This window comes from Variovorax sp. J2L1-78 (assembly GCF_030317205.1).
GTDB lineage: Bacteria > Pseudomonadota > Gammaproteobacteria > Burkholderiales > Burkholderiaceae_C > Variovorax > Variovorax arabinosiphilus.
This window is the reverse complement of record NZ_JASZYB010000001.1, coordinates 2,659,984-2,671,869: the sequence shown is the minus strand read 5'-3', so window position 1 is coordinate 2,671,869 and position 11,886 is coordinate 2,659,984. Positions and strand designations below refer to the sequence as shown.

Genomic DNA, 11,886 nt, shown 5'->3' with positions numbered 1-11,886 from the left:
AAATTACAACACTAAAATCAGACAATGCTGGACGACCGTGCCAAGTTGCTGCTCAAGACGCTGGTCGAGCGCTACATCGCCGAGGGGCAGCCTGTGGGGTCACGCACGCTCTCGCGCGCTTCGGGGCTCGAACTCTCGCCCGCGACCATCCGCAACGTCATGTCGGACCTCGAAGCGCTGGGGCTCATCACCAGCCCGCACACGTCCGCCGGACGCATTCCGACGGCGCGCGGTTACCGGCTCTTCGTCGACACCATGCTCACGGCGCAGCGCGACCAGTTGCCGGCACCCAGCCTGGCCCCTGACCAGCCGCAGAAGGTGATCGCCAACGCGGCGAACCTGCTGTCGAGCCTCTCGCAATTCGTCGGTGTGGTGATGGCGCCGCGCCGCACCTCGGTGTTCAAGCAAATCGAATTCCTGCGGCTGTCGGATCGGCGGCTGCTGGTGATCATCGTCTCGCCCGACGGCGACGTGCAGAACCGCGTCATCTTCCCCGAGTCGGACTACTCGCAGTCGCAGTTGGTCGAGGCCGCCAACTACATCAACGCGCACTACGCCGGTCTCACGATCGAGCAGGTGCGCGACCGGCTGCAGTCCGAAGTCGAGAAACTGCGCAGCGAGATCGCGTCGCTCATGCAGGCGGCGATGCAGGCCAGTTCGGAAGTCATGACCGAGGCGCAGGACGACGTCGTGATCTCCGGCGAGCGCAACCTGCTGTCGGTGAGCGACTTCTCCAGCGACATGGGCCAGCTGCGGCGTGCCTTCGATCTCTTCGAGCAGAAGGCGCAGCTCATGCGGCTGCTCGACGTGTCGAGCAAGGCCGAAGGCGTGCGCATTTTCATCGGCGGCGAAAGCCAGGTGGTGCCCTTCGAAGAGCTGTCCATTGTCAGCGCCAACTACGAGGTGGACGGCCAGGTCGTCGGCACGCTGGGCGTGATCGGCCCGACGCGGATGCCTTACGACCGCATGATCCAGATCGTCGACATCACATCGCGGCTGGTGACCAACGCGCTGAGCCACCGCAAGCCCTGAACAGGGCCCACTAGAATCCCGACGCGTGGGCCGTTAGCTCAGTTGGTTAGAGCAGCGGACTCATAATCCGTTGGTCGATGGTTCAAGCCCATCACGGCCTACCACGCGAAATTTGCGATGCATCCGGGACACGTCGAAAACGCATGCTATAATCGCAAGCTGTGCGGCTGTAGCTCAGTTGGATAGAGTACTTGGCTACGAACCAAGGGGTCGTGGGTTCAATTCCTGCCAGCCGCACCACTCTCTGAAGGGTCAGCTCGTGAAAACGAGCTGACCCTTTTCTTTTGCCCGCAGCGATCGACAATCAGGCATGAGCAAGGCTTTCACCAAAGAGACCGATGCCGATGATGACGACGCGGCCGAGGGCGCCGCGCCGCCCCTGCCATCGGGCACCAGGAACTACATGACGCCGGCCGGCTACGCGCGTCTGCGCGACGAGTTGCTCGCGTTGATGGACGTCGAACGGCCCAAGGTCGTCGAGGCCGTGCACTGGGCGGCGAAGAACGGCGACCGCTCCGAGAACGGCGACTATCTCTACGGCAAGAAGCGGTTGCGCGAGATCGACCGGCGCATCCGCTTCCTCACCAAGCGTCTCGAAGTGGCGGAGGTCACCGACCCCTCGGTGCACCATGGGCGCGACCAAATCTTCTTCGGCGCCACCGTGCGCTATGTCGATGCGGCTGGCAACGAGCGCGCCGTGACGATCCTGGGCATCGACGAAGCCGAGAGCGCCAAGGGGCAGGTGAGCTGGATCTCGCCGATCGCCCGCGCGCTGCTCAAGGCCCGCGAGGGCGATGTCGTGAAGCTCGCCACGCCTGGCGGCCTGCAGGAGCTGGAAATCCTGTCGGTCGCGTATCCGGCGCCTGCAGGAGCCTGATCAGGCCGCGGGCACGATCCGCGTGGCGGACAGCACCGAGGGACTCCGATTGATGGCGCGCAGCACCGCATCCAGGTGCGCACGGTCGCGCACGGCGATCACGAACCGCAGGTCGGTCGAATCCTGCGGTGTCTCTTCGGTCATCTCGACGTGGGTGATGTCGGCTTCGGCATCGGCCAGCGTCGAAGCCACCTTGGCCAGCACGCCCTTGTCGTTGCGAACCGTGACGACGATGCCCGTTTCGAAGGTGCGCACCGGCTCGTCGGCCCATTCGACCGCGAAGAAGCGCTCGCTGTCCTTGTAGTGCAGCCGCTGGCCGACGCCGCAGGTCTCGGTGTGAACCACCAGCCCTTCGCCATGGCCAAGGTAGCCGACGATCGGGTCGCCCGGGATGGGGCGGCAGCACAGGGCAAAGCGCACCGACGAGTTCTCGCTGCCGTCGAGCGTCACGGCACCCTGCGACACGCTCTCGTGCGCGGTGAAGCGTTCGCGGCTGAGCATCAGCGCGTCAGGTTTCTCGCCACGCTCGGCCAGCAGCGCCATCAGCCGCTTGGCCACGATGCTGGCGATGCGCTTGCCCAGGCCGATGTCGGTCAGGAGTTCGGCGCGGGTGCGGTTGCCGGTGAAGCGCAGCAGCTTTTCCCAGATCGACTGCTGGTCGGCGTCCTCGCCCGGCAGCGTGCCGAGGCCTTCGGCGCGCAGCGCCTGGGCCAGCAGTTTCTCGCCGAGCTCTTCGGATTCGACGTGCGCCAGCGTCTTGAGGTAGTGGCGGATCTTGGAGCGCGCGCGGCCGGTGCGCACGAAGCCCAGCCACGCCGGATTCGGCGTGGATACCGGCGCGGTGATGACTTCCACCACGTCGCCGTTCTTGAGTTCGGTGCGCAGCGGCACCTGGTCGCCATTGATGCGGGCGGCCGCGGTGTGGTCGCCGATGTTGCTGTGGATGGCGTAGGCAAAATCGACCACGGTGGCCCCGCGCGGCAGCGCCATGATCTGGCTCTTGGGCGTGAAGACGTAGACCGCGTCGGGGAACAGGTCCACCTTCACGTGGTCCCAGAACTCGGCGGCATCGCGGGTTTCGTCCTGGATGTCGAGCAGTGACTGCAACCACTTGGCGCCCAGGCGCTCGCCGTTCGCGACGCTCGGGTCGGACGCCTTGTACAGCCAGTGGGCGGCCACCCCGGACTCGGCGACGACGTTCATGGCCTCGGTCCGCAGCTGGAACTCGACGTTCACGCCGGCCGGGCCGACCAGCGTCGTGTGCAGCGACTGGTAGCCGTTGAGCTTGGCGATCGCGATGTGGTCCTTGAACTTGCCCGGCAACGGCTTGTACATCTGGTGCAGGATGCCCAGGCCGGTGTAGCAGGCGATCACGTTCGGCACGATGAGCCGGAAGCCGTAGATGTCGGTCACCTGGGCGAAGCTCAGTCGCTTCTCGTCCATCTTGCGGTAGATCGAATACAGCGTCTTTTCGCGCCCGGCGATGCGCACGTTCATGCCGGCCTCGCCGAAGGCGGTCTCGACCTCCTTCTGCACCTTCTGGATCAGGTCGCGGCGTCGGCCGCGCGCCTTGGACACGGCCTTCGACAGGATGGCGTAGCGCCAGGGCCGCAGGTGCCGGAACGACAGCTCCTGCAGTTCGCGGTAGGTCTGGTTGAGCCCGAGCCGGTAGGCGATGGGCGCGTAGATTTCCAGCGTCTCGCCCGCGATGCGCGCCCATTTCTCGCGCGGTGCGTCGTCCAGCGTGCGCATGTTGTGGGTGCGGTCGGCCAGCTTCACGAGGATGACCCGCACGTCGCGCGCCATCGCCAGCAGCATCTTGCGGAAGGACTCGGCCTGGTTCTCTTCGCGGGTGTTGAACTGCAGCTTGTCGAGTTTGGTCAGCCCGTCCACCAGTTCGGCGACCGGCGCACCGAAGCGTTCGATCAGCTCGGATTTGGTGACGCCGCAGTCCTCGATCGCGTCGTGCAGCAGGGCGGCCATCAGCGCCTGCGCATCGAGCTTCCATTCGGCGCACTGGGCGGCGACGGCAATCGGGTGCGTGATGTAGGGCTCGCCGCTGTTGCGCAGCTGGCCCAGGTGCGCCTCGTCGGCAAAGCGGTAGGCGCGCCGGACCAGTTCGGTGTCTTCGGCGCTCAGGTAGTCGAGCCGGGCGGTGAGGGCGGCGAAGCTGGCCGCAGCCGCATTCAAGGCAGCCGGACTCGGCCGGGGCATGCCTCGAGGTGCATTGGACTGGGGCTTGACGACCGCGCTCATGAGGGACACTTTAGCGCGGCGTCCACACGGCCGCGTTCAGGCATAAAAAAAGCACCGCGTGGCGGTGCTTCTTTGTTGCAGCGCAACGTCAATCAGCCTGGGACCTTCTTGAGCATCTCGATGCCGATCTTGCCTTCGGCGATCTCGCGCAGCGCGGTGACGGCCGGCTTGTTCTTGCTTTCGATCTTCGGGGCATGGCCCTGGCTCAGCATGCGCGCACGGTAGGTCGCGGCCAGCACGAGCTGAAAACGGTTAGGGATCTGCAGCAGGCAGTCTTCGACGGTGATGCGGGCCATGAGGATCTTTCGTTGCGGACGGTGGTCGATTCAGGGGATATTCAGAGCGGCGAAGGTGTCGGCACGGGCGCGGCGCTGGGCGGAGTACCGCAGCCGCTGGGCGTGGACGATGGCTTTCAGGTCGAAAAGCGCGCGCTCAAATAACTCGTTGATTATAACGAAGTCGAATTCGCTGGCGCGCGCCATCTCGTCCGCCGCATTGCGCAGCCGCAGCTCGATGACCTCCGCGCTGTCTTCGCCGCGGCGCTCGAGCCGCGAGCGCAGCTCTTCCCAGCTCGGCGGCAGGATGAAGATCAACACCGCATTCGCGAAGGTCTTGCGGATCTGGATGGCGCCCTGGAAGTCGATCTCGAGGATGACATCGACGCCTTGCGCCATGCGGTCCTCGACCGCCTTTTTCGACGTGCCGTAGCGCTGGCCGTGCACGTGCGCCCACTCGATGAAGGCGTCGCTTTCGACCATCGCGTCGAACTCGCTGGCCGAGGCGAAGAAATACTCGCGGCCGTGCTTTTCCTGCCCGCGCGGTGCGCGCGTGGTGTGGGACACCGACGGCTGGACCGCCGAGTCGAGTTCCATCAGCGCCTTCACGAGGCTCGATTTGCCGGCGCCGCTGGGGGCGGCGACCACGAAGAGATTGCCGGGGTAATCCATGGTTGGGTCTACTCGATGTTCTGGACCTGCTCGCGCATCTGCTCGATCAGCACCTTCATGTCGACGCCGATGCGCGTCATCTCCAGGGCGGCCGACTTGGAGCCCAGCGTGTTGGCTTCACGGTGCAGTTCCTGGATCAGGAAGTCCAGCCGCTTGCCGATCTCGCCGCCCTTCTTCAGCAGGCGCTCGATCTCGTCGAGGTGGGAGCCGAGGCGGGTGAGCTCCTCGGCCACGTCGATGCGGATGGCGAAGGCGGTCGCCTCGTTCAGGGCCCGGTCCTGCGCGGCTTCGGGCAGCGTGCCGCCCGTGAGGCCCATCGCGTCCTGCCAGCGCTCGAGGAAGCGGGTGCGCTGCTGCTCGACCAGTTGCGGCACCAGCGGCACGGCCTGGGTGGTGAGCTTGCGGAGCTGGCCGAGGTGGTCTTTCAGCATCGCGGCCAGGCGGGCGCCTTCGCGTTCGCGCGCTTCGACCAGACCGTCGAGCGCCTTCCTGGTCACGTCGGCCACGATGCTGCCCCAGTCGCCAGCCGAAGTCGAATCGCCTGCGGCGATGCGGAGCACGTCGGCAACGCTCAGTTCGCGCGCGCTCGGCAGCCAGGCGCGGATGCCGTCCTGCACCCCGTTGAGCCGTTGCAGCAACCGGGTGGAAGGCTCCGCGACGCCGCCCTGCGCGGTGCTTTCGACCGCGGCACGCAGCTCGACCTTGCCGCGCTTGAGCCGGCCGGTGAGCATTTCGCGCAACACCGGCTCGTATGGCCGAAGGTCTTCCGGCAGCTTGAAAGTCAGGTCGAGGAATCGGCTGTTGACCGAGCGGATCTCGACCCCCAGACGGCCCGCCGCCAGAGGGCGCGGGTCGGTTTCTGGCGGGGTTCCGGCAGGGCCGTTCTGGCCGCTGGCATAGCCGGTCATGCTGTAAACTGACATTGCGCCTCACTGTGGAAATGTTGCTCGCACGGAGGCGACGGCACAGCGTTCGCTTGCCGCCCCCTTGCCTTCGGGCGAAACTCCCGGATTATGTCAAAGGTCAAACCTTCGCCCCTGCTGCCGGACACCGTCATCGGAGGCTACCGCGTCGTGCGCCGCCTGTCGGCGGGTGGTTTCGGCGTGGTGTACTTGGCGGTCGACCACAGCGGCCAGCAGGTGGCGATCAAGGAATACCTGCCCTCGTCGCTGGCCACCCGTGGCACCGGCGAACTGGCGCCGCAGGTGCCGCCCGAGAAGCTGTCGCTCTACCGGCTGGGGCTCAAGAGCTTCTTCGAGGAAGGGCGCTCGCTGGCTCAGATTTCGCACGCGTCGGTGGTCAGCGTGCTCAACTTCTTCCGCGAGAACGAAACCGTCTACATGGTGATGAACTACCTGGAGGGCGCGACCCTGCAGGACTTCATCGTCACCGCGCGTGACCTGAAGAAGCAGAAGGTCTTCCGCGAATCGACCATCCGCTCGCTGTTCGACGAGATCCTGCGCGGCCTGCGCATCGTCCATCAGCACAAGATGCTGCACCTGGACATCAAGCCGGCCAACATCTTCGTGACCGACGACGACCGCGCCGTGATGATCGACTTCGGCGCGGCCCGCGAGGTGCTGTCGAAGGAAGGCAACTTCATCCGCCCGATGTACACGCCCGGCTTCGCGGCGCCCGAGATGTACCGCCGCGATTCGTCGATGGGCCCCTGGACCGACATCTACGCGATCGGCGCCTGCATCTACGCCTGCATGCAGGGCTACCCGCCCAACGACGCGCCGCAGCGCATCGAGAAGGACCGGCTGGGCCTGTCGTTGTCACGCCTGCGCGGGATCTACTCGGACAACATGATCGAAGTGGTCGAGTGGTGCATGTCGCTCGACCCGCTGTCGCGGCCGCAGTCGGTGTTCGCGCTGCAGAAGGAACTCAGCCGCGAAGGCGAGCGCCGCTACACCAAGCTCACGGTCGGCGAGAAGGTGCGCCTGTCGATCGACAACATCCGTTCCTTCGACAAGAAGGGCCTGCCCAAGGCGGCGGCGCCCACGACCCGACCGGCATGAAGTTCTCCGTTTTCCAGGTCAGCCGCAAGGGCGGTCGTCTCAAGAACGAAGACCGCATGGGTTACTGCTACACCCGCGAGTCCGGCCTGTTCGTGCTGGCCGACGGGATGGGGGGGCACCCCGAAGGCGAGGTCGCGGCGCAGATGGCGCTGCAGACCATCGCCGCCCTGTACCAGCGCGAAGCGCGCCCGGTGCTCAAGGACGTGAAGGCGTTCCTCACGTCGTCCGTGATGTCGGCACATCAGCAGATCATGCGGTACGCCGGCACCAAGGGCATGCTCGACACGCCGCGCACCACGGTCGTCGCGGCGGTGCTGCAGGGCACGACGGCACACTGGGCGCACTGCGGCGATTCGCGGCTGTACGTGGTGCGCGACGGCGCGCTGCTGACCCGCACGCGCGACCATTCCCACGCCGAACGCCCGCGCCCCGGCGGCGGGCCGGAGCCGGTCAACCGCAACCTGCTGCTGACCTGCCTGGGCTCGCCCACGCCGCCGATGATCGATGTCGCCGCGCCGCTGCAACTGCAGCGCGGCGACCGCCTCATGCTGTGCTCCGATGGCGTATGGGGTGTGCTCGACGACGCGCTCATCGTGCACACGCTCTCTTCCGGCAAACCGGTGTCCGACGCGGCGCCCGACCTGGCCGAGATGGCGCTGCGCAAGGGCGGCGCGCACAGCGACAACGTGACGCTCATCGCGCTCGAGTGGGAAATGCCCGATGCCCCCGGCATCGGTCGGGGCATCTCGACCGACAGCATCAGCGACGGCGTGTTCGCGTCCACCATCCAGGCCGGGATGCCGTCGGAGACCGAACTCGACGACCTGGACGAGGACGCGATCGAGCGCTCCATCGCCGAAATCAACGAGGCCATCCGCCGCTCTGCAGCGCGCAAGGCCTGACCCGTTTCTCTCTTTCTTCTCTTTCCGCCCATGACCGATTTCCTCCGCAGCGGCGCCCGCGCCGCCGACCAGCTGCGCCCCGTGCGCATCACCCGTGGCTTCACCATCCACGCCGAAGGCTCCGTGCTCATCGAGTTCGGCCAGACCCGCGTGCTGTGCACCGCCTCGGTCGAAGAGAAGGTGCCGCCGCACAAGAAGGGCAGCGGCGAGGGCTGGGTCACCGCCGAATACGGCATGCTGCCGCGCGCCACGCACACCCGCAGCAGCCGTGAGGCGGCCAAGGGCAAGCAGACCGGGCGCACGCAGGAGATCCAGCGCCTCATCGGCCGCTCGATGCGCGCCGTGTTCGACCTCAAGGCCCTGGGCGAACGCACCATCCACCTCGACTGCGACGTGCTCCAGGCCGATGGCGGCACCCGCACCGCGGCCATCACCGGCGCCTTCGTGGCGGCGCAGGATGCGGTCGCCAAGCTGCTGGCCAGCGGCGCCCTCACGGCGTCGCCTATTCGCGGCCACGTCGCGGCGATCTCGGTGGGCATCGTGCAGGGCACGCCGCTGCTCGACCTCGAGTACATCGAAGACTCGGCCTGCGACACCGACATGAACGTCGTGATGACCGGCGCCGGCCACTTCGTCGAAGTGCAGGGCACGGCCGAAGGCGCCGCCTTCACGCGCGACGAGATGGACGCGCTGCTCGGCCTGGCCGAGAAGGGCATCGGCGAACTGGTGCTGATGCAGCAGCAGGCGCTGGCCGCCTGAAAGCCGGACGGGGGCAGGGCACACGCATGAGACTCGTTCTGGCATCGAACAACGCCGGCAAGCTCGCCGAACTGCAGCAGCTCTTCGCGCCGCTGGGCGTCGAGCTGGTGCGGCAGTCGGAGCTCGGCGTCGGCGAGGCGGAAGAACCGTTCCGCACCTTCGTCGAGAACGCTCTGGCGAAGGCGCGCCATGCCGCCGCGGCCACCGGCCTGCCGGCCATCGCCGATGACGCGGGGCTGTGCGTCAACGCCTTCGGCGGGCTGCCGGGCGTCGACACCGCCTACTACGCCACGCAGTTCGGCTACCCCAAGGGCGACGCCAACAACGTGCGCGCGCTGCTCGAGCAGATGGCGACGGTCGACGACCGCCGCGCCGCGCTCGTCAGCACGCTGGTCGCCCTGCGCAGTGCCGATGACCCCGAGCCGCTGATCGCCGTCGGCCGCGCACCGGGCGAGATCACCCGCGAACCCGTCGGCGACAACGGCTTCGGCTTCGACCCCGTGATGTTCCTGCCGTCTCTCGGCAAGACCTTCGCGCAGCTTCCGCCCGACGTGAAGAATTCGCACAGCCACCGCGGCCAGGCCGCGCGAGCCATGCTGGCGCTGATGCGCGCCAACTGGCTGTGAAAGCCTCCGTCCCGATCGCCGCGGCCGTCGAGCCCGGCGCGCCGCACGCCAACGATGTGCTGCACCTGATGCGCCCCGGCCCGCTGCAGCTGGCCGCGCTGCCGCCGCTGTCGCTCTACGTGCACCTGCCCTGGTGCCTGCGCAAGTGCCCGTACTGCGACTTCAACTCGCACGAGTGGCGCGCCGGCGGCGAGGCACTGCCCGAGCAGCGCTACCTCGATGCCCTGGTGGCCGACCTCGACGCGGCGCTGCCGTTGATCTGGGGCCGCACCGTCCACACGATCTTCATCGGCGGCGGCACCCCGAGTCTGTTCTCGCCCGAAGCCATCGACCGCCTGATCGGCGACCTGCGTGCGCGCCTCAAGCTGGCACCCGACTGCGAGATCTCGCTCGAAGCCAACCCTGGCACCTTCGAGCGTGACCGCTTCCGCGCGTATCGCGGTGCGGGCGTCACGCGTCTGTCGGTCGGTGTGCAGAGCTTCAATGACGCGCACTTGCAGGCGCTCGGCCGCGTGCACGACCGCGCGCAGGCCATCGCGGCCGTCGAGGAAGCGGCCAGCGCCTTCGACACCTTCAACCTCGACCTGATGTACGCGCTGCCCGGCCAGACGCCGGCGCAGCTCGAGGCCGACCTGGCGCAGGCCCTGGCGCTGGCACCGCCGCACCTGTCGGTCTACCACCTCACCATCGAGCCCAACACCTACTTCGCCAAGTTCCCGCCGGTGGTGCCCGAAGACGACGACGCCTACGCGATGCTCGACCGCATCACCGAGGCGACGGCAGCGCTGGGCATGACGCGCTACGAAGTCTCCGCCTATGCGCGCGAGGGGCACCGCTGCGCCCACAACCTCAACTACTGGCAGTTCGGCGACTACCTGGGCATCGGCGCGGGCGCGCACAGCAAGCTCAGCTTCGCGCACCGCCTGGTGCGACAGGTGCGCTACCGCGAACCGCAGCGCTACATGGCCCAGGCGCTGGCCGGCGCCGCCGTCGCCCAGAGCGACGAAGTCGCCATCGCGGACTTGCCCTTCGAATTCATGCTCAACGCGCTGCGCCTGCGCGAAGGCTTCACGTTGGCGCAGTTCACCGAACGCACCGGCCTGTCGATCACCGCCATCCAGCGCGGCCTCGAGGCCGCCGAGAACAAGGGCCTGCTGCAGCGCGACCTGTGGCACGCCTGGCCGACCGAGCGCGGTCTGGATTTCCTGAGCGATCTGCAGACGCTTTTTCTGCCGGATGCGTAGATTCTTCGGGCGACGCGCCGGACTCGCGCCGATGCCCGCATAAAATCGCCGGCGCTGCGCCGCAACGGCGCGGCATCGGAGAGTTGGGTGAGTGGTTTAAACCAGCAGTCTTGAAAACTGCCGACGTGAAAGCGTCCGTGAGTTCGAATCTCACACTCTCCGCCGGAACGGCATCCTTTGATGAGATCCGAACAGGCCCGCCCTGATCGCGACGTCCGAGCACTTCATGCACGGCGAGCACTTCCACCGGCTCGCGGTACGCGGCAATCTCTTCCTCGATTGAAGGCACCAAAGTGCGGTTGGCGCGTCATCGCAGTGATCGGTTGCGCACGTCTGTCGACGGCGGCGATTGCTCCTGTAGTCCACAAGTACGCAGTCCTACATCGATCCACGCCATTGTGAGCCGCGCCATATTGGGAGCCGAGGTAGACCGTTGCCTTTGCCAAGGCATAGCATGGAAGACACCAGATTCAACGACGCAAGTTCACCGGACACGATCGACCATCTGAACGATGAAAGGCTTCGCAGGAGCGAGGAGGGCGCTCGAGGCTGGCGGCGGAACGGGATGGTCTTGCTGCTGGTGCTCCTGGCGGCCGTGGGCTACTGGGTGTTGCGCTAGAGACTGTTGCGCTATTTGAGGCTGCCGAACCCAAACCCAAACTGCGCGCGCTTGACCTGCTGCGTTGGCGCCTCTTCCTCGCGCGGTCCAGCGTCCAGGTCGACGATCATCTCCTGCAGGGCGCGCAGCCCTGCGGCCATCGCCTTCGCGTAGCTGGCGACGGGCCGCTTGGCCCGTTTCAACGCCGCCCACTGGGTGCCCTGCTCGAGCAGCACCCATTCGAAATCGCCGGGCTCCGGTTCCTCGACGGTCAGCGCGATGTGCCTCAGGGCACCGGCCACCCTTAGACCTCCGGCAAGCCGAGATGGGCGCGCACGTCCTTCGCCATCACGCCGACTTTGGCAACGGCCTCGCGCAGCTCGGCCTCGGGGACGTTGAGCGCCTTCGCCCAGTAGCGAAGCTCGTGCTCTTCGTTGATGTTGATGCGGGCCGCGTCAGCCGCGCCGCGCTGGGTTCTGTCGTCTGCCATGCGATACCTCCAGTGGGAACTCGAGGACTGTGCAGCGCGCCGTGGCCGGCGTGCGCCAGAACAGAAGTACAAGGCGCGTCGGAGAAGGCCGGGCGCAGATGCCCCGCGGCTTCCGCTGGCCGACCTCAGGCTGA

13 protein-coding genes and 3 tRNA genes are annotated in these 11,886 nt (G+C 66.9%); 10 read left to right on the top strand and 6 right to left on the bottom strand.

Features of this window, described 5'->3' with window-relative positions:
* Positions 1–24: 24 nt before the first annotated feature.
* The 4 genes from hrcA (at position 25) to greB (ending at position 1,909) form a co-directional block, all read left to right on the top strand.
* Positions 25–1,032: a heat-inducible transcriptional repressor HrcA gene (gene hrcA, locus QTH86_RS12730; RefSeq protein WP_286644330.1), complete on the top strand. Its 1,008-nt coding sequence runs from the start codon at positions 25–27 to the stop codon at positions 1,030–1,032.
* 27 nt (positions 1,033–1,059) lie between these two features.
* A tRNA-Ile gene (locus QTH86_RS12725) sits at positions 1,060–1,136 on the top strand.
* Between the two features lie 59 nt (positions 1,137–1,195).
* Positions 1,196–1,272: transfer RNA gene (locus tag QTH86_RS12720), tRNA-Arg, on the top strand.
* A gap of 70 nt (positions 1,273–1,342) precedes the next feature.
* Positions 1,343–1,909 carry a transcription elongation factor GreB gene (greB, locus tag QTH86_RS12715; RefSeq protein ID WP_286644331.1) on the top strand — a complete coding sequence of 189 codons (567 nt, stop codon included), beginning with the start codon at positions 1,343–1,345 and terminating at the stop codon, positions 1,907–1,909.
* On the opposite strand, the gene QTH86_RS12710 is transcribed toward greB, so the two are convergent.
* The 4 genes from QTH86_RS12710 to QTH86_RS12695 all read right to left on the bottom strand — a co-directional run bounded on the left by QTH86_RS12710 (position 1,910) and on the right by QTH86_RS12695 (position 6,035).
* Entirely contained in the window at positions 1,910–4,165 is a 2,256-nt protein-coding gene (locus QTH86_RS12710) for a RelA/SpoT family protein (RefSeq protein ID WP_286644332.1), read from the bottom strand. It abuts the gene before it with no gap.
* Between the two features lie 92 nt (positions 4,166–4,257).
* Positions 4,258–4,461, bottom strand: coding sequence for a DNA-directed RNA polymerase subunit omega (rpoZ, locus tag QTH86_RS12705; RefSeq protein ID WP_021009011.1), 204 nt, complete (start codon positions 4,459–4,461; stop codon positions 4,258–4,260).
* A 30-nt stretch (positions 4,462–4,491) separates the two neighbouring features.
* Entirely contained in the window at positions 4,492–5,112 is a 621-nt protein-coding gene (gene gmk / locus QTH86_RS12700) for a guanylate kinase (protein ID WP_286644333.1), read from the bottom strand.
* A gap of 8 nt (positions 5,113–5,120) precedes the next feature.
* Positions 5,121–6,035, bottom strand: coding sequence for a YicC/YloC family endoribonuclease (locus tag QTH86_RS12695; RefSeq protein WP_286644334.1), 915 nt, complete (start codon positions 6,033–6,035; stop codon positions 5,121–5,123).
* A 90-nt stretch (positions 6,036–6,125) separates the two neighbouring features.
* Between QTH86_RS12695 and QTH86_RS12690 the strand changes: the two genes are divergently transcribed.
* From QTH86_RS12690 to QTH86_RS12665, 6 genes are all read left to right on the top strand, one after another.
* Entirely contained in the window at positions 6,126–7,133 is a 1,008-nt protein-coding gene (locus QTH86_RS12690; RefSeq protein ID WP_286644335.1) for a serine/threonine protein kinase, read from the top strand.
* Entirely contained in the window at positions 7,130–8,035 is a 906-nt protein-coding gene (locus tag QTH86_RS12685) for a PP2C family protein-serine/threonine phosphatase (RefSeq protein WP_286644336.1), read from the top strand. Before QTH86_RS12690 ends, QTH86_RS12685 begins: the two co-directional genes overlap by 4 nt.
* Positions 8,036–8,065: 30 nt before the next feature.
* The gene (gene rph / locus QTH86_RS12680) at positions 8,066–8,794 is read left to right on the top strand and encodes a ribonuclease PH (protein WP_286644337.1); all 729 of its coding nucleotides are present in this window, start codon (positions 8,066–8,068) and stop codon (positions 8,792–8,794) included.
* A 26-nt stretch (positions 8,795–8,820) separates the two neighbouring features.
* Entirely contained in the window at positions 8,821–9,420 is a 600-nt protein-coding gene (gene rdgB, locus QTH86_RS12675; protein WP_286644338.1) for an RdgB/HAM1 family non-canonical purine NTP pyrophosphatase, read from the top strand.
* On the top strand, positions 9,417–10,664 hold the full coding sequence (gene hemW, locus QTH86_RS12670) for a radical SAM family heme chaperone HemW (RefSeq protein WP_286644339.1): 1,248 nt from the start codon (positions 9,417–9,419) through the stop codon (positions 10,662–10,664). The genes rdgB and hemW overlap by 4 nt, the downstream gene beginning before the upstream one ends.
* 77 nt (positions 10,665–10,741) lie before the next feature.
* Positions 10,742–10,826, top strand: a tRNA-Ser gene (locus tag QTH86_RS12665).
* Positions 10,827–11,294: 468 nt separating this feature from the next.
* Here the strand turns inward: QTH86_RS12665 and QTH86_RS12660 are convergent.
* Positions 11,295–11,564, bottom strand: a complete 270-nt coding sequence (locus QTH86_RS12660) for a hypothetical protein (protein ID WP_286644340.1) — start codon at positions 11,562–11,564, stop codon at positions 11,295–11,297.
* A gap of 2 nt (positions 11,565–11,566) precedes the next feature.
* Positions 11,567–11,752, bottom strand: a complete 186-nt coding sequence (locus QTH86_RS12655; RefSeq protein ID WP_286644341.1) for a DUF3606 domain-containing protein — start codon at positions 11,750–11,752, stop codon at positions 11,567–11,569.
* Positions 11,753–11,886: the final 134 nt, after the last annotated feature.